We start from the raw sequence: 21,149 nt of genomic DNA on the forward strand, positions 1-21,149 counted from the left end.
ATGGGCGACGTTCCCCTCACTATCGCCCAGTACATCGAGCTTCGCGGCGACATCGACCTCGACCTCCTGACCGAGGCCACCGTCCGCACCGGCCGGGAGTTCGGCTCCGGCTTCCTCCGGCTCGTCGAGATCGAGGGGATGCCGCACCAGTACGTCGACAAGTCCCTCGACGACGCCATCACCTACGTCGACCTGCGAGGCGAGGACGATTCCGTCGACGCTGCCGAGAAGTGGATGCGGGCCAACTACAGCGCCCCGGTCGACCTCCTCGAGGACCGCCTCGTCGTGGTCTACCTGCTCCACGTCGGCGAGAACCACTACTTCTGGTTCTGCCGCATTCACCACATCGCGCTCGACGGCTTCGGCGCGATGGCGCTGATCGCGCGCATCGCCGAGATCTACACCGCACTCGTCGAGGGCGCCGAGCCGCCGGCCTGCCGCGCCGAGGACCTGGTCCGGATCGTCGAGGACGAGCAGCGATACCGCAATTCCGACCGCTTCGCGAAGGATCGCGAATACTGGGCCGAACGCACCGCGCACCTGCCCGAGGCGCCGAGCCTGGCCGGTCGTGCCGCGATGGTCGGCAAGTTCGCCCGGCTCTCCTCCGAAGCACTGCCCGAGTCCACCGCCACCCTTCTCGACGAGGCACTGGGCGGCAGCAACGCCAGTTCGGCGCCCATCGTGGTGGCCGCGTTCGCCGCGTACCTGGCCCACATGACCGACCGAACGGACGTCGTTCTCAGCCTGCCGGTGTCGGCCCGCACCACCGCCACGTTGCGGCGTTCCGGCGGAATGGTGTCCAACATCGTTCCGCTCCGCCTCCAGATCACCCCGGAGATGACCGTCCCCGAGCTGGTCAAGAGCGTGCAGATCGAACTCACCGGAGCCCTGCGCCGCCAGCGCTACCGGCACGAGGACATCCGCCGCGACGCCGGCGCGCCCCAGGGACAGCGCGGATTCTTCGGGCCCTCGATCAACATCATGATGTTCCACAGCGAGATCAAGCTGGGAACGGTCACCGGGCACCAGAACGTCCTCACCACCGGGCCGGTCGAGGACCTCTCGCTCAACATCTACCAGGGTGTGGCAGGCAGCAAGATCCACATCGACTTCGAGGCCAACCCCAACCTGTACTCGGCGGACGAACTGGACCGTCACCACAGCCGCTTCTTCGACTTCTTCGAGCGCTTCCTCGGCGCCGGCGACGACGCCTCGGTGTCCGACCTGGCCACGATGAGCGGTGAGGAATACGAGCAGGTCGTGACGCGGTGGAACGGCGACGTCGTGGCCCCGCCTGCGGGCACCGTCGTCGACCTGTTCGACGCCCAGGTCGCGCGCACGCCCGACGCGACGGCACTCGTCTTCGAGGGCGAGGAGCTCACCTACGCCGAGTTCGACGCGCGGGTGAACCGCCTCGCCCGGACACTGATCGGCCGGGGCGTGGGTCCGGAGACCAAGGTCGCCCTCGCGATCCGCCGCTCGCTCGACTCCATGGTCGCGATGTACGCCGTCGTCAAGGCAGGCGCCGCATACGTGCCCCTCGACCCCGACCATCCCGCCGAGCGCACCGCATACGTGCTGGAGAGCGCGCGCCCGCTGTGCATCCTCACGGTCGCGCGGGACGGTCTCGTCTTCCCCGCCGATCACGACGTCGTGCAGATCGACGCCGTGGATGCGAGCGGCATCCCGGCGGGCCCGATCCGCGACGAGGAGCGGACTGCCGGCCTTCGGGCCGCCAACCCGGCGTACGTCATCTACACGTCCGGCTCCACCGGGCGACCGAAGGGCGTGGCGGTGAGCCACGCTGCCGTCCTGAACCAGGTCACGTGGATCGCGTCGCGCTACGGCCTCGACGCGAACGATGTCGTGCTGCAGAAGACGCCGACGACGTTCGACGTGTCGGTCTGGGAACTGTTCGCCGCACTCGCCTCCGGGGCGCGCGTGGTGATCGCCGCGCCCGAGGGGCATCGCGATCCCGCCTACCTCGCCGACGTGATCGCGCGCGAGAACGTCACGGCGACGTCGTTCGTCCCGTCGATGCTGTCGGTGTTCGTCTCCGAGGCCGACCGCGAACAACTCGTCAGCCTGCGCGTCGTTCTCGTTGCGGGAGAAGCGTTTCCGCCTGCCGTCGCAGCAGCGTTCCGGGCGAAGTCCGGCGCCGAGTTGCACAACCTGTACGGCCCCACCGAGTTCACCGTGCACGCCACCGCCGGCGAGGTGGACCGGGAGTCCGCCCACACGATCCCCATCGGTACTCCGGTGTGGAACACCGAGGCGTACGTGCTCGACGGTCACCTCAGGCCCGCACCCATCGGATCCGCGGGAGAGCTCTATCTCGCGGGCGCCCAGGTGGCCCGCGGCTACGAGGGCAGGCCGGAGCTGACGGCGGAACGCTTCGTGGCCAATCCTTTCGGCGTCGCGGGGACCCGCCTGTACCGCACCGGCGACCTCGTCAAGTGGCGCGTCGACGGCAGCATCGAGTACCTCGGCCGCACCGACTTCCAGGTGAAGGTGCGCGGCCTGCGGATCGAGCTGGGCGAGATCGAGTCGGCGATGTCCTCGTATCCTCATGTGGCGCAGTCGGTCGTGGTCGTGCACGACAGTTCCCTCGGACAGCGGCTCGTCGGTTACGTCGTTCCCGAGCCCGGTTCCGCGGTGGACGTCGACGATCTGACGGTCCACGTCGGCCGCGCGGTGCCCTCGTACATGGTTCCCGACGCCGTCATGGTGCTCGCCGAGATGCCGGTCGGCGCGAGCGGCAAGCTCGACCGGAAGGCGCTGCCCGAACCCACGTTCGCGGCGGAATCCAGCGAGTACGTGGCGCCCCGCAGCACCATGGAGGAGTCGATCGCCGGCCTGTTCGCCGAGGTCCTCGGTCTGCCTCGCGTCAGTGTCGGCGACTCGTTCTTCGCGCTCGGCGGCGACAGCATCGTCTCGATCCAGCTGGTGTCCCGCGCGAAGGAAGCCGGCGTCCTGTTCACCGCCCGGGACGTCTTCGAACGCAAGACCGTTGCCTCGCTCGCCGAGGTCGCGAAATCCGCATCCGAGTCGGCGACGGTGCACGTTCTCGAGGAACTGCCGGGTGCCGGAATCGGCACGATGCCGCTCACACCGGTCGTGCACTGGATGACGGAGCTCGGCGGCGACTTCCACCGGTTCTCCCAGTCCATTCTCCTCGCGCTGCCGCCGAAGGTGGAGCGTGAGCGCCTGGTGCGCACGCTGGCGGCCGTCGTCGATCGCCACGACGCCCTGCGTTCGTCGTTGCGGCGCAACGACTCTCCGGCCGGGTGGTCGCTGGAGGTCGCTCCGATCGGCTCGGTCGACGTCGACCGCCTCGTCGATCGCGTCGAATTCACCGACGGTCCCGGCACCGGCACGTTCGAGGCGCTGGCAGCACACGCCCTCGAGCGCACCGTGGACAGGCTGAACCCGGCGACCGGCAGTGTGGTGCGGTTCGTCTGGTTCGCGCCCGCCGAGGACTCCGCCGAACCCGCCCCTCGCGACGACGCGGACGGCGACACCGCGGAGGCAGAGAGCGCCCCGCGGACGGGACGCCTGCTCGTGGTGATCCACCACCTCGCGGTGGACGGCGTCTCCTGGCGAGTGCTGGTGCCCGACTTCGCGTCCGCCTGGGGGCAGATCGCCGCCGGGGCCGACCCGCTGCTCCCGGCCGTCGGAACCTCGGTCCGCCGCTGGGCGCACGGCCTCGCCGACAACGCGCGCAGTGCCCGGCGCGTGCGCGAACTCGACTACTGGCGCACCACCCTCGACGGTGCGGACCCGCTGATCGGTTCACGGGCCCTCGACGGCCGCGACACGGTCTCCACCACCGGCCGGGTCCGCCTGGAAGTCTCGGCCGACGTCACCGACGGTCTGCTGACCGATGTGCCGCGCGCCTTCCACGGCGGCGTGAACGACGGACTTCTCACCGCCCTCGCGGTCGCCGTCGCGGCGTGGCGTGCGGAACGCGGCATTACCGAGTCCTCCACGCTCGTGCACCTCGAAGGCCACGGCCGCGAGGAGACGGTGCTGCCCGGCGCCGACCTGTCCCGCACGGTGGGCTGGTTCACCAGCATGTTCCCGGTCCGGTTGTCGGCGCCCGGCGTCGACGTCCACGACGCCCTCGCCGGCGGGGCGGCGGCAGGTCAGGCCGTCAAGTCGGTGAAGGAACAACTCGCGCGCGTACCCGAGCACGGCATCGGCTACGGCATGCTGCGGTACCTCAACGCCGAGACCCGCGCGGTCCTCGCGGCGCTGCCGAGCCCCCAGATCAGCTTCAACTATCTGGGCCGCGTGTCGGTCGGCGAGATTCCCGCCGCGTTCCGGGCGGCGGGCTGGGTCCCGGACACCGACACGATGGAGCTGACCGGCACCCGCAACAGCGAGATGCCGGTGCACTTCGCCCTCGACATCAACGCGATGATCGTGGACGTCGAAGGCGAACAACGACTTTCGGCCACCGTCGACTTCCCGCAGGGCGTCCTCACGGACACCGAGGTGGGGGAACTCACCGGCCTGTGGACGCGCGCGCTCGAAGGGCTCGTCGAGCACACGAAGCGTCCCGACGCCGGCGGCCGGACGCCGTCGGACCTCGACCTCGTTCGCCTGAGCCAGAGCCGGATCGACACCCTCGAGAGCGACTACCCCGCGCTCGCCGACGTCTGGTCGCTGGCCCCGCTGCAGGTGGGCCTGCTGTTCCACGCATCGCTGGCCGGTGCCGCCACCGACGTGTACACCACCCAGCTGGTCATGGACCTGGGCGGATCCGTCGACACCGGCCGACTCCGCCGCGCCGCGGAATCGCTCGTCGCCCGGCACCCCAACCTGCGCACCGCCTTCGTCGCGGGCGACGACGGCACCGGCATGCAGGTGGTCGTCGACCGGGTGGACGTGCCGTGGACGCACGTCGACCTCTCGGCCGCGTCCGAGCACGACCGGGACGCCGAACTCGACGCGCTGATGCTCGCGAACCGCACGGACCGGTTCGACATGACGGCCCCGCCGCTGGTGCGATTCCTGCTGGTCGAGGAGGGTGCGGACCGCTACCGGTTCGCCGTCACCAACCACCACATCCTGCTGGACGGCTGGTCGCTGCCGATCCTCATCCAGGATCTGCTGACCCTGTACGCGGTGGACGGCGACGCGCTCGCGCTGCCGCAGCCGCGTCCGTACCGCAGCTACCTCGAGTGGCTGTCGGCACAGGATCCGCAGGTGTCGGTGGACGCGTGGGCGAAGGCCCTCGGCGGTGTCGAGGAACCCACCCTCCTCGCGCCTGCGCACACGGAGACCGCACCGGCGCTCACCCCCGGTGAACTCGTCATCGATCTGCCGGACGACCTGCTCGCCGACATGACCGCCCGCTCGCGCGAACTCGGCGTCACCATGAACACGCTCGTCCAGGCCGCGTGGGGAATCGTGCTGGGCAGGCTGACCGGACGGGACGACGTGGTGTTCGGCACCACCGTCTCGGGCCGTCCGCCGCAGGTGCCCGGCATCGAGTCGATGCTCGGGCTCTTCATCAACACCCTGCCGGTGCGGGTCCGCGTACGGGCAGGCGACGTCGTGCGCACCCTGCTCGACCGCATCCAGCACGAGCAGACCGAGTTGCTCGACCACCATCACGTCGGGCTCACCGACATCCAGCAGGGGCTCGGCCTCGGAGCGCTGTTCGACACCCTGATGGTCTACGAGTCCTACCCGCTCGACCGTGAAGCCCTCACGAAGAACAGCGACATCGAGGGACTCCGCGTTGTCGACGTGACGTCGAACGACGCCACGCACTACCCGCTGGCGATCGTCGCGATGACCGACCCGCGGCTGCACCTGACCGCCAAGTTCCTTCCCGAGCTGTTCGAGGCCGCCGAGGTCGAGGAGATCATGGCGCGGGTCGTCCGGGTGCTCGGTGCACTGGCCGGGGACGTCGACACACGCGTCGCCGACATCGACATCCTCGCGCCCGACGAGCGGGCGTCGCTGCTGGCGGCGCACGGCACCGACGCCGCCGCACCACTGACGCTGCCGGAGATTCTCGCCGCGACCGCGGCGGAGAACGGCGAGCGGACCGCGCTCGTCGCGGACGGCGAGTCGATGACCTACGCGGAACTCGACGCCCGCTCCAGCCGGCTCGCACGCGTGCTCATCGACCGCGGGGTCGGACCGGAAACGTCCGTGGCACTCGGGATGACGCGCTCGCGGCACTCGGTGATCGGAACGTGGGCCGTGGCCAAGGCCGGCGGCACGTTCGTGCCCGTCGACCCCCGCTACCCGTCCGAGCGCATCGCACACATGGTCGCCGACTCCGGCGCGATCCTCGGCCTCACCGTGTCTGCACAGCGGGACGACCTTCCGTCGGGCGTCGACTGGCTCGCGCTGGATTCGTCCGAGTGCGAGTCGCTGTGCGCGGCGAAGTCGCCGGAGCCGGTGACGGATGCCGAGCGGACCACGTCGGTCCGGCTCGAGCACGCGGCCTACATGATCTACACGTCCGGCACCACAGGTCTGCCCAAGGGCGTCGTCGTCACCCACACGGGTCTGGCCAACTTCTCCGCCGAACAGCGCACCCACTACGGGGTGAGCCCGTCGGCGCGAACACTGCACTTCGCGTCCCCGAGTTTCGACGCGTCCGTCCTCGAGCTGCTGCTCGCGTTCGGTTGCGGCGCGACGATGGTCGTGGCCCCCGCCGACCTGTACGGCGGGGAGGAACTGCGACACTTCCTCGCGGACAACGACGTCACCCACGCCTTCGTCACGCCCGCCGCGCTCGCGTCGGTGGAGCCGGCCGGACTCGACCGGCTCGAGGTCGTCGTCGTCGGCGGCGAGGCGTGCCCGCCGGAACTGGTGGAACGCTGGGCGCCGGGCCGCCGGATGTACAACGGCTACGGTCCCACCGAGGCCACCGTCATGAGCAACGTCAGCAACATGCTGGTGCCCGGAAACCGGATCGAGATCGGTGGCCCCGTCTGCGCGGTCACCGTCTACGTTCTCGACGCACTCCTGCGCCCGGTACCCGTCGGCGTGGCAGGGGAGTTGTACATCGCGGGCCCCGGTCTCGCCCGCGGCTACCACGACCGTCTCGGCCTCACCTCCGAACGATTCGTCGCGAACCCGTTCGGTGAGAACGGCAGCCGGATGTACCGCACGGGCGACATCGTCCGGTTCGTCGTCGACCCCGGGCACCGCGCCGGTTACGGGGTGGAGTACGTGGGCCGCAGCGACTTCCAGGTGAAGGTCCGCGGCTTCCGCATCGAACTCGGCGAGATCGACGCGGCACTGGTGGCGCACCCGAACCTGGAATTCGCGGCCACCCTCGGCACGTCGCTGCCGTCGGGATCGACCGCGCTGGTGTCGTACGTGCTGCCCACCGCGGGCGCCACGGTCGACGTCGCCGAGGTGACGCACTTCGTCGGCGACACGCTGCCGGCGCACATGGTCCCGAGCGCGATCGTCGTTCTCGACGAGATCCCGCTCACCACCGCAGGCAAACTCGATCGGAAGGCTCTGCCCGAGCCCGATTTCGACGCCCTGCAGGGCGAGATGGTCGAGCCGCGCACACCCACCGAGGAACTGGTCGCCGGTGTCCTCGCGGACGTGCTCGGGCTTCCGAAGATCAGCGTCGCCGAGTCGTTCTTCGACCTCGGTGGCAACTCGCTCGTCGCGACGAAGGCGGTCGCGCGGCTCAACGCCGCCGCAGGCACCCGTCTGGGCGTGCGGGAGTTGTTCGAGGCGCCGACCGTGGAACGGCTCGCCGTCAAGGTCGCCGAGCAGGCAGGCACCGGCTCGGACCGCCCGGCGCTCGTCGCGCGGCCGCGCCCCGAACGGGTTCCGCTGTCGATGGCGCAGCAGAGCATGTGGCTGATGAACCGGTTCGACACGGCGTCCTCGGCGTACAACATCCCGCTCGCCGTTCGCCTGTCCGGTGCACTCGACATCGACGCGATGTCGTCGGCCGTCTCCGACGTACTCGCACGGCACGAGTCGCTGCGGACGGTGTTCCCGGACTCCGCCGACGGGCCGTACCAGCAGGTCGTCGACGTCGCCCAGGTTCCGTTCGACCTCACGCCCGTGCGGGTGCCCGAAACCGAACTCCCCACGGCCCTCACCGAATTCGCCACCGAGGGATTCGACGTCACGGTCGCGCCCCCGCTGCGGATCCGGCTGTTCGCCACGAGCGAGAGCGAGTTCCTGCTCGTCCTCGTGGTGCACCACATCTGCGCCGACGGTGCGTCGATGGCGCCGCTCGCGCGGGACGTCATGGTCGCCTACAGCGCGCGCACCGCGGGCGCGGCCCCGCTGTGGCAGCCGCTGCCGGTGCAGTACCCCGACTTCGCGCTCTGGCAGCGCGACGTCCTCGGCGACCCCGCTGACACGCAGTCGCTCGCGGGCAAGCAGATCGCCCACTGGGCGGACACCCTCGCCGGGGCGCCCGAGCTGATCGACCTGCCGCTGGACCACGTACGCCCGGCCAGGCAGTCGATGCTGGGCGACTCGATCGACTTCGCGATCACCCCGGAGTTGCGGCGCGGGCTCGAAGCGGTCGGCAAGAACCACGGAGCGTCCCTCTTCATGGTGACGCACGCGGCGCTGACGACGCTGCTGTCGCGGCTGAGCAACAGCGACGACATCACCGTCGGCACCCCGCTCGCCGCACGCGGCGACCAGGCGCTCGACGACCTGGTCGGCATGTTCGTCAACACCCTCGTCCTGCGGACCCACGTGCGGCCGGGAGATTCGTTCTCCGGTCTCGTCGACCGGGTCCGCGAGGGTGACCTGGCGGCATTCGGCAATTCCGACGTGCCGTTCGAGAAGATCGTGGAGGCGCTGCGGATCCGGCGCTCGGCGGCCTATTCGCCGCTGTTCCAGGTGATGCTGTCGTTCCAGAACAACCGGATGGACGCGCTCGAGCTGCCCGGGCTGACCGTGCGCGTGATCGACGACATGGCGCAGGGCGCCAAGTACGACCTCACGTTGACGATCACCGAGAAGGCCGACGAGTCGGGTCGGCCCGCGGGTCTGGGCGGGCGGTTCACGTTCGCCACCGACCTGTTCGAGCGCGGCACCGCCGAACGTATCGCGGAACGGTTCGTCGGGATCCTCGAGGCCGTCGTCACCGATCCCGGTGTCGCTGTAGGCGACATCGACATTCTCACCGAACACGAGAGAGCAAAGTTGAGCCAAGCGCGACCTGCCCGCACGATGACGGTTCGCGAGCTTCCGCAGCTTCTGGCTGCTGCGGTCGACGTCGCCCCCGACGCCGTGGCCGTCGCCCACGACGGCATGCAGGTGACGTACCGCGAGTTCGACGAGCGCCTGCGCCTGATGTCGGCTCCGCTGTCCGAGCGGGGCATGGGCCACGACGCGATCGTGTCCGTCGTGCTGTCCGGCCTGGTTCCCACCATCATGATGGCCCCGCCGTCGGAGGACGGGAAGGACGGCTTCGGTACGATCCTCGACCAGGTCATCGCGGACGCGCACGCCCTGGTCGGCGACATCGAGATCGTGGCGCCCGCACCGGAGATCGTCGCCGCACCCGAGGCGGAGACCGCGGAGACGGAGGGCTGGCCGCTCGAACTCTTCGTCACCCGCTGGCAGGAGTGGGTCGAGCGCGACCCGCAGGCTCCCGCCGTCGTCGCCGGGGGTGTCTCGACCACCCGCGGCGACGTGAACCGTCGCGCCAACCAACTCGCCCGCGAACTGGTGTCGCGCGGGGTTCGCCCCGACGACGTCGTCGCACTCGTCATCCCCCGTTCCCTGGAATGGGTGATCGGCATGATCGCCGCCTGGAAGGTCGGCGCGGCCTACTCGCCGTTCGACCAGAAGTGGGGGATCGAGCGGATCACGGGACTCGTCGACGACAGCGGAACGCGGGCCGTGGTGGCCACCCGGTCCTGGAGCGGGCTCACCGGCGCACTCACCGGGAACGCGGCGCTCGACGACCCGATCGTGCTCGACGACCCCGAGACGATGCGTCACCTCGCCTCACTCGACGACACCGATTTCCCGCACGATCCGTGGTCCGACGAGCACGCGGGCAAGCGACTGGGGCACGTCATCTCGACGTCGGGCTCGACCGGACGGCCCAAGCCGACGATGGTCCCGATGCTGGGTCTGTCCAACAACTACCAGTCGTACCAGGGCGACCTCCGGGTGAAGGACGGCACCGGACTGCTGATCGCGAACTCCCCCCTGTTCGACCAGACGCAGAAGAACATCTGGGTGGGACTCGCGTACGGCGGCGTGCTCCACCTCGCCGACGACGGCTTCGATCCGGGACCGATTCTCCGCATGATCGGCACCGGCGACGTCCAGATCACCAACCTCGCGCCGAGTGCGTTCGAGGTGCTCACCGAACTGGACACCGAGGGTGTCCTGCCCAACCTGAAGGTGATTCTCCTCGGCGGCGAGATGCTGCGGCCTGCGGCGTGCACGGCGCTGATCGGCACGGACTCGCGCCTGCTCAACAATTACGGTCCGACCGAGGCCTCGGTCACGTGCTCCTCGTACGAACTGGACCTCTCCACCGCGGACGCCGAGAAGTGGCCGGTCCCGTTCGGCACCGCGTTCCGCGGTGTCCGGTACCACGTGCTCGACGGCCGGATGCGCCCCGTGCCGCCGGGAGTGACCGGTGACCTGTACATCGGCGGCCAGGTCCTGGCCCGCGGTTACGGCAACATGTTCGGCACCACCGCGTCGCGGTTCGTGGCGAACCCGTTCGAGGGGCCCGGCGCCCGCATGTACCGGACCGGCGACCGTGTCCGCGAACTCGACCACGGTGGGCTCGTGTTCGTGGGCCGCAGCGACTTCCAGGTCAAGATCCGCGGTCTCCGGATCGAACTCGGCGAGATCGAGGCCGCCCTCACCGCGAACAGCGCGGTGCAGAAGTCGGTGGTGGTGGTGCACGACAGCGAGCAGGGCCCCCGGCTCGTCGCGTACGTCACCGCGACCGCGGGCGCGGAACTCGACGTCGACGCGACCGTGGACGCACTGCGCGACGTGCTGCCGTCGCACATGATCCCGGACACGGTGATGGTCCTCGACGAGATGCCGCTCAACGCGAATCTCAAGGTCGATCGCAAGGCTCTTCCGGAACCGGTGTTCACCACCGGCACCACAGAATTCGTCGCACCGCGCACGGCGCTCGAGGAGGTCGTCGCAGGCATCTTCGGTGACGTGATCTCCGCTCCGCGGGTGAGCGTCGACGAGTCGTTCTTCGACCTGGGCGGCAACTCGCTCAGCGCCACCCGGGTGGCCGCCCGCGTCACCTCGGCGACCGGCACCGAGGTCGGGATCCGGGACCTGTTCGAGGCGCCCACGGTCGCGACCCTCGCGAAGGTCGTCGAGGATCGGGCCCACAACGGCACCCGCCGCCCCGCACTGGTCGCGGGACCGCGGCCCCGGGCGTTGCCGCTGTCGCTCGCGCAGCAGCGGATGTGGTTCCTCAACCGTTTCGATCCGTCCTCACCCGCGTACAACGTTCCGCTCACCGTGCGGCTGCGCGGCGAACTGGACGTCGAGGCCCTGGCCGCGGCGCTGTCCGACGTTCTCGCGCGGCACGAGGTGCTGCGGACCGTGTTCCCGGACTCCGATTCCGGTGCGCACCAGGTGATCCTGCCTGCCACCGACGTCGACCTCGCCCTCGAACCGGTCGACGTCCGCGAGGAGGACCTGCGGGACCGGATGTTCGAGTTCGGGTCCACCGGCTTCGACGTCACCGACACGATCCCGGTCCGGACCCGCCTGTTCCGGCTCGGCGCGAACGACCACGTCCTCGTGCTCGTCATGCACCACATCGCGTCCGACGGCGCCTCCACGCTGCCGCTGGCCCGCGACGTCATGACGGCGTACGCGGCCCACCGGGAGGGCACGGAGCCCGCCTGGCCCGTGCTGCCCGTCCAGTACGCCGACTACGCGCTGTGGCAGCGGGACGTGCTCGGATCCGAGGACGACCCCGATTCCCTGGCCGCCGCGCAGATCGACTTCTGGTCGAAGACCCTCGCGGGTGTCCCCGACGTCCTGGCTCTCCCCACCGACCGTCCCCGCCCCACGGTGCGGTCGATGGCAGGCGCCTCCGTCGGCTTCTCCGTCGACGAGGACGTGCACCGTCGTCTCGGCGAGGTCGCGCGGGCGCACAACGTGTCTCTGTTCATGGTGCTGCACGCCTCGCTGTCAGTGCTGCTGGCGCGGCTCAGTTCGAGCACTGACATCGCCATCGGCGCCGCGGTGGCCGGTCGCGGCGACGAGGCGCTCGAGAACCTCGTCGGCATGTTCGTCAACACGCTGGTGCTGCGGACCGAGGTCGAGCCCGGAACCTCCTTCGCCGAACTGCTCGAGCAGGTCCGCGCCCAGGACCTCGCCGCATTCAGCAACCAGGACGTTCCGTTCGAGCAATTGGTGGACGCCCTGAATCCGACCCGGTCCACGGCGTACTCGCCGCTGTTCCAGGTCGTGCTGACCCATCAGGTCAACGGCATCCCGTCGCTCGAGTTCGCCGGGCTCGAGGCGACACCCGGTGCCGTGGACGTCGAGTTCAGCAAGTTCGACCTCACCGTCGACCTGCGCGAACTGTGGTCGGACGAGGGTGCGCCCACCGGGATCACCGGTGTTCTCGGGTACGCCACCGAGATCTTCGACGCGGCCACCGTGCAGGGATTCGCGGACCGCTTCGTGCGGATCCTCACCGCCGTCGCAGGCGGCGGAACCGACGTCGCGGTCGGGGACATCCCCATTCTCGACGCCGCGGAGACCGAGGAACTGACACCGGTCCGCGGTATCGAGGGCGTCGCGCCCACCACGCTCGTCGAACTGCTCGAGGCTGCGGTCGCCGCGAACCCGGACGGGGACGCGATCGTCTCGGGCGGCGACAGCATCACCTACCGCGAACTGGACGAGCGCTCGAACCGGGTGGCGCGCATCCTGATCGAACGCGGGGTCGGCGCGGAAACGTTCGTCGGGCTCGGCATCACCCGCTCGATCCCGTCCATCGTCGGCATCTGGGCCGTCGCCAAGAGCGGCGGCGCGTACGTGCCGATCGACCCCGGGTACCCGGACGAGCGCATCGCCCACATGGTCACCGATTCCGGTGTGACACTGGGTCTTTCCGTGAGCTCCGAGGTCGGCAGGCTTCCGCAGGGCGTCGACTGGCTGATCCTCGACAGCGACGACTTCGTGGACGCCTCGGCGCGCTACTCCACGGCTCCCGTCGCGGAGGCGGAGCGCCGGACGGCGGTTGCGCCGGCCAACAGTGCTTACGTGATCTACACGTCCGGCACCACCGGGCAGCCCAAGGGCGTCGTCGTCACGCACCGGGGTCTGGCCAACTTCGCCGCCGAACAGCGTGAGCGCTACTCGGTGACGACCGACTCGCGGACGCTGCACTTCGCGTCGCCGAGTTTCGACGCGTCCGTTCTGGAGCTGCTGCTCGCGGTCGGCGCCGGTGCCACCATGGTGATCGCCCCCACCGACGTGTACGGCGGACCCGAGTTCGCGAACTTCCTGCGCGAGCACCGTGTCACGCACGGCTTCGTCACGCCGTCGGCGCTGGCCTCCGTGGACCCGTCCGGGCTGGACGACTTCCAGTTCGTCGTCGCCGGCGGCGAGGCCGTCCCGGCGGAACTCGCGGCCCGCTGGGCGCCGGGACGTTCGCTGTTCAACGGCTACGGTCCCACCGAGACCACGATCATGACCAACATCAGCGACCCGATGGCCGCCGACGGCCCGGTCACCATCGGTGGTCCGATCCGCGGCACCAGCGCGCTGGTCCTCGACGATCGGCTTCGACCCGTCCCGGTCGGTATCGCAGGTGACCTCTATCTGTCGGGCCTCGGACTGGCCCGTGGCTACCACCGGCGCACGCCGCTGACCGCGGGACGCTTCGTGGCGAACCCGTACGGTGAGCCGGGCGACCGGATGTACCGCACCGGCGACGTCGTGCGCTGGACGAAGGACGCGGACGGCGCGCTGACCGTCGAGTACGTGGGCCGCTCGGACCAGCAGGTGAAGGTCCGAGGGTTCCGCATCGAACTCGGCGAGATCGACGCGGTGCTGGCGAAGCATCCCGCCGTCGACTTCGCGACGACGTCGGTGCTGCCCGGGCCGTCCGGGGATTCGGTCCTCGTCTCGTACGTGCTGCCGGCGCCGGGCGCCGAGGTGGACCTCACCGCGGTGCTGGACTTCGTGGGCGAGTTCGTTCCCACGTACATGGTGCCGTCGACGATCGTGACGCTCGACGCGATCCCGCTCACCCCGGTCGGCAAACTCGACCGCCGGGCGCTGCCCGAGCCGGACTTCCTGGCGGAGGACCGCGAGTTCCGTGCTGCGGGAACCGCTCTCGAACAGCGGGTCGCCGCGGTGTTCGCGGAGGTGCTCGGTGTCGACCAGGTCGGCGCCGACGACTCCTTCTTCACGCTCGGCGGCAACTCGCTCGCCGCCACCCGCGTGATGGCGCGGATCAACGAGGCCGTCGGAATCGACGCGCCGGTCCGCGAGATCTTCGAGGCCCCCACGGTGGCGCAGCTGGCCCGCAGGCTGGAAGCGCTCGGCGTGGACGGCGGCGCCCGTCCGCCCGTCACCGCCGGACCGCGCCCGGAGCGTCTGCCGCTGTCGCTGGCGCAGCAGCGGATGTGGTACGCCAACCGATTCGACCCCGAATCGGCCGAGTACAACATCCCGCTGGCGCTCCGGCTCACCGGCGCACTGGACGTCGATGCGCTGCGGACGGCGATCACCGACGTCGTGGCCAGGCACGAATCGCTGCGCACGGTGTACCCGGATTCCGTCGACGGCCCCTACCAGGTCGTCCTGTCCGCGTCCGACACGCAGTCCGCACTCGACGTGGTCGGCGTGGTCGGCGAGCAGGAACTGCGGGAGCGGGTCGTCGAGCTGGCGTCGGCAGGTTTCGACGTCACCGCCGACGTCCCGGTGCGCGCCGCCCTGTTCGCGCTCGGGGAACGCGACCACGTCCTCGTGGTCGTCGTCCACCACATCTCGGCGGACGGTTCGTCGATGGCCCCGCTCGCGCGGGACCTGTTCGGCGCGTACGGCGCACGCGTGCAAGGGGAGGGGCCCGGCTTCTCGCCGCTGCCCGTGCAGTACCCCGACTTCGCCCTGTGGCAGCGCACTCTCCTCGGCTCCGAGGACGACCCGGAGTCGCTCGCGGGCAAGCAGATCGCGTACTGGGCGCACGCCCTCGGCGATGCGCCGGAGGTCCTCGACCTCCCGGCCGACCGGCCACGCCCGGCGGTCCGCAACCCGCAGGGCGGGCTGATCGAGTTCGAGATCGGGCAGGACGTGCACCGGTCCCTGAACGAACTCGCGCAGACCCACCAGGCGTCGCTGTTCATGGTGGTGCACACCGCGCTCGCCGTACTGCTCGGACGACTGAGCAGCACCAGCGACATCTCGGTCAGCACGCCGGTCGCGGGCCGCGGTGACCGCGCGCTCGACGACCTCGTCGGGATGTTCGTCAACACTCTGGTGTTGCGCACCGACGTCGACCAGAACGCCCGCTTCAGCACGCTGCTCACGCAGGCCCGTGAGGTCGATCTCAACGCCTTCGCCAATGCCGATGTGCCGTTCGAGCAGATCGTCGAGGTGCTCCGGCCGTCGCGCACCGCCGCGTACGCACCGCTCGCGCAGGTGATGCTGAGCTTCCAGAACCTCGAACGGCCGAAGCTCGAACTCGCCGGGCTGACCGTCGAGGTCCTCGAGAGCGGTCTCACCACGAGCAAGACCGATCTCGGTGTCGCCGTCGAGGAACGGTTCGACGAGGAATCGGTCGCGAACGGCATGCGGGGCTGGTTCTCCTACGCCACCGATCTCTTCGACGAGGCCACGGTCCGCGGTTTCGCCGATCGTTTCGTCCGTGTGCTGGAGGCCGTCACGGCCGACGCGGACGCCGTCGTCGGCGACATCGACATCCTGACCGAGGACGAGAAGGCCGGGCTCGCCGTACCGGACGAGGGCGGACAGTCCCTGTTGTCGCACTCGATCTCGCAGGAGCTGGCGGCCACCAAGTCGCTGCCCGAACTCCTCGACGGCGCCGCGTCGATCAACCCGGACGGAATCGCGCTGTCGCACAAAGGTACCGATGTCACGTACGTGCAATTGCGGGACAAGTCCGCGGAACTCGCGCGCACGCTCGCCGGCGTGGGCGTCGGCCCGGAGGCCGCGGTCACGGTGGCCCTGTCCACCCTGCTGCCCGGACTGCTCGACGGATCGTCGGGCGAAGGCTTCGCCGACACGTTCGCCGGTGTCCTCGCCGGCGTGATCGCCGACGCGATGTCGGCGACCTCCGCCACCGACGCGGAGGAGCAGACCGTCGTCGACCTGTTCGACGAGCAGGTCGCGCGGACGCCGGACGCCGTGGCCCTGGTGTCCGGCGACGAGTCGCTGACCTACGCCGAGTTCGACCAGCGTGTCAACGCCCTCGCGCGAACCCTGATCGAGATGGGTGTCGGGCCGGAGGTCCGGGTCGCGCTCGCGATCCGGCGGTCGATCGACTCGATGGTCGCGATGTACGCGATCGTGAAGGCGGGTGGCGCGTATGTTCCGCTCGACCCCGACCATCCGGCCGAGCGCACGTCCTACGTGCTCGACAGCGCCTCGCCGCTCTGCATCCTGACGGTTGCGCGAGATGCTCTCGACCTTCCCGCCGGGCACAACGTGGTGGAGATCGACCGGCTGTCCGTCGACATGCCGGCCGAACCGCTGCGCGACGAGGAGCGCCGGGGGACTCTCCGGCCGTCGAACCCCGCCTACGTCATCTACACGTCCGGTTCGACGGGTCGGCCGAAGGGCGTCGCGGTGAGCCACGCGGCGGTCCTGAACCAGATCTCGTGGATCGTCGACGAGTACGGACTCGGCGCGCACGACGTCGTGCTGCAGAAGACCCCGGCGACGTTCGACGTGTCGGTCTGGGAGTTGTTCGGCACGCTCGTCGCGGGTGCCCGCCTGGTGATCGCGACGCCCGACGGTCACGGTGATCCCGAGTATCTCGCGGCGTTGATCGCGCGCGAGGGCGTCACGGCGACCTCGTTCGTGCCGTCGATGCTGTCGGTGTTCGTCGGCGAGGCCGAACGGCACGACCTTCTCAGCCTTCGAATCGTGCTCGTCGCGGGCGAGGCGTTCCCGCCCGCGACCGCCGAGGCGTTCCGCGGACTGTCGGACGCCGAAGTGCACAACCTGTACGGTCCGACGGAATTCACCGTGCACGCGACCGCCGGGCAGGTCGACCGCGATGTCCGCGGCACAGTGCCCATCGGTAGTGCGGTGCGGAACACCGATCTCCACGTGCTGGACTCACGCCTTCGCCCGGTGCCGGTCGGGGTTCCCGGCGAGCTGTACCTCGCGGGGACGCAGTTGGCCCGCGGATACGTCGGACGGAGCGATCTGACCTCCGATCGGTTCGTCGCCAACCCGTTCGGCGGGTCCGGGCAGCGGATGTACCGCACGGGCGACGTCGTTCGCCGGCGCGCCGACGGGAACCTCGAATACATCGGACGTAGCGACTTCCAGGTCAAACTGCGTGGATTGCGGATCGAACTCGGCGAGGTCGAGGCCGCGTTGCTGACGCACGAATCCTTGGCGCAGGCAGCGGTGACGATCCATCGAAGCGAGTCGACCGGCGAGAATCTCGTCGCCTATGTGGTGCCGCGGTCCGGCGCCCGCGTCGACACGAAGTCGGTGCAGGACGCGGCGGCGCAGGTGCTGCCCGCGTACATGGTGCCCGCACGCATCGTCGTCCTGGACAGTTTTCCTCTCGGTGCCAGCGGGAAGCTGGACCGGAAGGCCCTGCCGGAGCCCGAGTTCGCCACCGTCGCGGTGGAATACGTGGCCCCGCGCACGCCGATGGAGACCGTCGTGGCGAGCGTGTTCGCCGACGTTCTCGGTGCCGAACGGGTCGGGTCCGCCGACTCGTTCTTCGACCTCGGCGGAAACTCGATCAGCGCGACCAGGCTCACGGCCCGCCTCCGGGCGGCGGTCGGCGCGCACCTCTCGGTGCGGGAGTGCTTCGAAAATCCGACCGTCGCGGAACTCGCGGCGCTGCTCGAGGCGACGTCGGGGGCCGCGGAGCAGCGTCCCGCGCTCGTCGCCCGACCGCGGCACGACCGCATCCCGCTGTCGCTGGCCCAGCAGCGGATGTGGTTCGTCAACCAGTTCGATCCGACCTCCCCGGCGTACAACCTGCCGTTGGCGGTGCGGTTGACCGGCTCGATCGACGCGGCGGCGCTGAATGCGGCGTGGGCGGACGTCGTCGAGCGGCACGAGTCGCTGCGCACGGTCTTCCCGGTCGGCGACGAGGACGCGCACCAGGTCGTGCTGCCCGCAGCGGACGTGGTGTCCGACCTGACCCCGACCCCGGTCGCGGACGAGCAGGACCTGTTCGCGCGTCTGCGTGAACTCGGTGCCACCGGATTCGACGTCACCGAGACGGTCCCGGTGCGGGTCGCCTGCTTCGAGGTGAACCCCACCGACCACATCCTGATGATGGTCGTGCACCACATCTCGGCCGACGGTGCGTCGCTGGCACCGCTGTTCACGGACGTGATGACCGCCTACGCGGCGCGTGCCGCCGGCAGTGCCCCCGGCTGGGAACCGCTGCCCGTCCAGTACGCCGATTACGCTCTGTGGCAGCGTGAGTCGCTCGGCAACGAGTCGGACCCCGACTCGCTGGCCGCCCGCCAGCTCGGTTACTGGCAGCAGGCGCTCGGCGGGCTCCCCGAGGTGCTCGAATTGCCGACCGACCGGCCCCGGCCGCCGGTGCAGTCGCTGCGCGGCGCGTCGGCACGGTTCACGATCGACGCGCAGACCCACCGCGGGCTGCTCACGATCGCACAGGAAACGAACACGACCCTGTTCATGGTCGTGCACGCCGCGCTCGCGGTGCTGCTCGAGCGGCTGTCGTCGCAGACGGACGTCGCGATCGGCACGCCGGTCGCCGGCCGCGGCGAGCAGGAACTCGACAGGCTCGTCGGCATGTTCGTCAACACCCTCGTGCTCCGCGCGTCGGTGCGTCCCGACGACACCTTCGCCGACCTGCTGGCACAGGTGCGCGCCACCGATCTGAATGCGTTCAGCCACAGCGACGTTCCGTTCGAGCGCCTCGTCGAGGTCCTCGACGTCCCGCGGTCGACGGCGCACCAGCCGCTGTTCCAGGTGGCGTTGTCGTTCGACAACAACGAGTCCGTCCGGATGGAGTTCCCGGGCCTCGAGATCTCCGCGCTCGACGCCCCGCTCGAGGTCGCGAAGTTCGACCTCCAGCTCAGTGTCGGGGAGCGCTACGCCGACGGGGCCGCCGCGGGTATCGCCGCGACGTTCAACTACTCGACCGACATCTTCGACGAGCAGACCGTCCTGAGCTTCGCGGACCGGTTCGTCCGGATCCTCGGCGCCGTGTCGTCCGACCGCGGCGTGGTCCTCGGCGACATCGAGATCCTCGACGCCGCGGAGAAGGCCGCGATCGCCCCGGTCCGCGGGCCGCAGTCGGTCGAGCCGAGCACACTGCCGGAGCTGCTGCGTTCGGGCGTCGAGATCTCGCCGGAGTCGGTCGCGGTGTCCTTCGAGGGTCGTGAGCTCACGTACCGCGAACTCGACGAGCAGTCGAACCGGCTGGCGCGTGTCCTGATCGATCGGGGTGTGGGGCCGGAGGACTATGTCGCGCTGGCGATCACGCGCTCCGTCGAATCCATCCTCGGGATCTGGTCGATCGCCAAGGCAGGCGGCGCCTACCTGCCCGTCGATCCGAAGCTTCCGTTCGAGCGGATCGGCGAGATGCTGTCCGATTCGGGGGCGGTCCTCGGACTGACGGTCGCCCGCCATCACACCGGCCTGCCCGGCACGGTGCCGTGGATCGTCCTCGACGAGACGGCAGCCGCCGAGGAGATCGCTGCCCGCGGTGCGGCCGCGGTGGTGGACGCCGATCTGCGCCGCGCGCTGACGGTCGACCACCCGGCGTACCTCATCTACACCTCGGGTTCGACGGGCAAGCCGAAGGGCGTGGTGGTCACCCATCGCGGTCTGGCCAACCTCACCCGTGAGGTGCGCGAGCACTACGTCGTGTCGCCGGACTCCCGGTTCCTGCACGTGGCGTCGCCGAGCTTCGACACGTCGGTCGGGGAGATGCTCGCCGCGTTCAGTGCGGGCGCCACCCTGGTGATCTCGCCCGCGGACGTCTACGGCGGCGACGAACTCGCCGACCTGATCCGCCGCGAACAGGTCAACAACGTGGTCATGACACCGACCGCGCTGATGACGGTCGACCCGGACGGCCTCGACTCCGTCACGTCCGTCGTGGTCGGCGGCGACACCTGCACGCCGGAACTCGTGGCGCGGTGGGCGCCCGGCCGCGAGATGCGCAACGCGTACGGTCCCACCGAAACGACGGTCATCGTCACCATCACCGAACCGATGGTGGCCGGTGAACGCGTCACGATCGGTTCGCCGCTGCGTGGCGTCGAATCGCTCATCCTCGATTCGCGGTTGCGTCCGGTGCCGGAGGGCGTGCCCGGGGAGCTGTACATCTGCGGTCCGTCGGTGACCCGCGGCTACCACAACCGTCCGTCCGTCACGGCGGAACGGTTCGTGGCCAACCCGTTCGGCGAGCCCGGCGCCCGCATGTACCGCACCGGCGACGTCGTGCGGTGGGCGGACGGACATCGGGTGGAGTACGTCGGCCGGTCCGACTTCCAGGTGAAGGTCCGCGGATTCCGCGTCGAACTCGGTGAGATCGACGCCGCCCTGACCGCGCAGCCGGACATCGAGTTCGCGGTGACCGTGGGTCGCGAGAACCCCGCCGGGCTGACGACCCTCGTGTCGTACGTCCTGCCCGCGGACGGCGCGGCCGTCGATCCGGAATCGCTGAAGTCGGTTGTCGGCGACACACTTCCGCCGTACATGGTGCCGTCCGTCGTGATCCTCCTCGACGAGATCCCGCTGACCGGCATCGGCAAGCTGGACCGGGCGCGGCTGCCCGAACCCGAGTTCGTGTCCGCGGGTGCGGAGTTCCGTGCCCCGACGACACCCGCCGAAGAGACGATCGCGGGCATCTTCGCGGACGTGCTCGGGCTCGAGCAGGTCAGCGTCGACGACAGCTTCTTCGACCTCGGCGGAAACTCGCTGAGCGCCACCCGGGTCGTGTCGCGTGCCGGACAGGTCTT

1 protein-coding gene (only partly in view) is annotated in these 21,149 nt (G+C 70.0%); it reads left to right on the forward strand.

Translation table 11 applies throughout. From position 1 onward, the window contains the following. On the forward strand, window positions 1-21,149 hold the 5' portion of the coding sequence (locus ACFU5V_RS21045; protein ID WP_378701645.1) for a non-ribosomal peptide synthase/polyketide synthase. It continues 12,577 nt past the right edge of the window; 21,149 of the gene's 33,726 nt are visible here — the first part of the coding sequence; its start codon is at window positions 1-3; its stop codon lies beyond the right edge, outside the window.

The sequence above is a fragment of the Rhodococcus sp. NPDC057529 genome (genome assembly GCF_042802055.1).
In the GTDB taxonomy this organism is placed as follows: Bacteria; Actinomycetota; Actinomycetes; order Mycobacteriales; family Mycobacteriaceae; genus Rhodococcus_F.